General features: G+C 73.7%; 2 protein-coding genes. Both read left to right on the top strand.

Annotation, left to right across the window (positions count from 1 at the left end; genetic code table 11):
* The first annotated feature begins 60 nt into the window (after window positions 1-60).
* Window positions 61-417, top strand: a complete 357-nt coding sequence (locus tag ABT085_RS46230; RefSeq protein ID WP_351623213.1) for a hypothetical protein — start codon at window positions 61-63, stop codon at window positions 415-417.
* A gap of 140 nt (window positions 418-557) precedes the next feature.
* Window positions 558-1,674, top strand: a 1,117-nt coding sequence (locus ABT085_RS46225) for an amidohydrolase family protein (RefSeq protein WP_351623211.1), incomplete at its 3' end; no start/stop codon positions are given.

The raw sequence follows: 1,674 nt of genomic DNA, 5'->3' as shown, positions 1-1,674 counted from the left end.
GGTCAAAGCCACGCACCCCGCCCGTCGCCGTTTGATCTACCCGTCGGTAGCATCCTGGCCATGGCAGAAACGAAGCAGGTTGACGAGGGCACCGACGCCAAGCAGGCCGCGAAGGCCGAGCGCACCGCGGCCAAGCTCGCCAAGCGGATCACCGCCTTCTCCAAGGAGCACGGCGGCGCCGAGGGCCAGGTGGCGTACATCGGGGAGCGCGGCGCGAGGATCGTGCTCGTCGGCGAGGACGGCGGCTGGGGCGACCTGGTGGCGCCCTCCTGCGCGATCGCGGAGAAGGCCGTGGAGAAGTCCGGGATCACGGTGCACGAGGCCTTCGACGGCGAGTTCGCCGCGAAGGTGAAGACCGGACCGTACGAATGGACGCGGATGGCCGGCATCCAGCTCGGCGGCCCGAGCAACGGCTGACCCGTCGGACGGGCCCGCGGGCGGCGGACGTTTCGCACGGGGTGTGCGGGACCAACACCTGAGGCCGGTTTCACCCGTTAGGAGCGTAGGGGCCGCGGCGGAAGCGGCCCCGGGACACGGTCCAGCCGCGGGGAGCCCGGATGATCGAAACGCCGTCCCTCGTGGACCAGTACTGCCACGGCGTGCTGAGAACGGAGCTGGGCCTCGGCACCTTCGAGGCCCAGCTGGCCCGTACCGAGGGCCCGCCCGCGCCGGGCACCACCCTCTTCGACACCCAGACCGGATTCGCGGTACGCCGCTGGTGTCCCCCGCTGCTCGGCCTGGAACCGCACTGCCCGCCCGCCCGCTATCTCGCCCGGCGTCGTGAACTCGGCGTACCGGAGACGGGCCGCCGGCTGCTGCGCGGCAGCGGCATCACGACGTACCTCGTCGACACCGGGCTGCCCGGCGACCTGACCGGCCCGCCGGAGATGGCCTCCGCCGGGGACGCGAACGCGCACGAGATCGTGCGTCTGGAACTCCTCGCCGAACAGGTCGCCGACACCTCGGGCACCGTGGAGGCCTTCCTCGCCAACCTCGCCGAGGCGGTGCACGGCGCCGCCGCGCAGGCCGTCGCCTTCACCTCGGTCGCGGGTGTCCGGCACGGCCTGGCCCTCGCCCCCGAACCGCCCGGACCGGGCGAGGTGCGCGGCGCGGCCGGCCGCTGGCTGGCCCGACGCCGGGTGGGCGGGGAGCTGACCGACCCGGTGCTGCTGCGCCACGCGCTGTGGATCGCGGTCGCCTCCGGACTGCCCCTGCAACTGCACGCCGGGCTCGGCCCGCCGGGGCCGCGCATCGACCGTACGGACCCGGTGCTGCTCACGGACTTCGTACGGGCGACCGCGGGCATGGGCACGGACCTGGTCCTGCTGCACGGCTACCCGTACCACCGGCACGCCGCCCACCTCGCCGGTGTCTTCCCGCATGTGTACGCCGACTCGGGCGCCGCGCTCCTGCGCACCGGGGCGCGCGCCGCGACCGTCCTCGCGGAGATCCTGGAGCTGGCCCCCTTCGGCAAGATCCTCTTCTCCAGCGGGGCCCAGGGGCTGCCGGAGCTGCACGTGGTGGGGGCCCGGCTGTTCCGCGAGGCCCTCGACCGGGTGCTCGGCGGCTGGGTGACCGAGCCCGAGGTCAGCTTGCTGGCGGACCAGCTGAACGAGCCCGTGCTGGTCCACACCTTGGCCGCCGTCATGTCGGTGCCGTCGCTGGTGAAGGTGT

The organism is Streptomyces sp. NPDC002265, from assembly GCF_040296125.1.
GTDB lineage: Bacteria > Actinomycetota > Actinomycetes > Streptomycetales > Streptomycetaceae > Streptomyces.
Note: the sequence above shows the minus strand (reverse complement) of the source record. Positions and strands in the feature narration are given on the sequence as shown.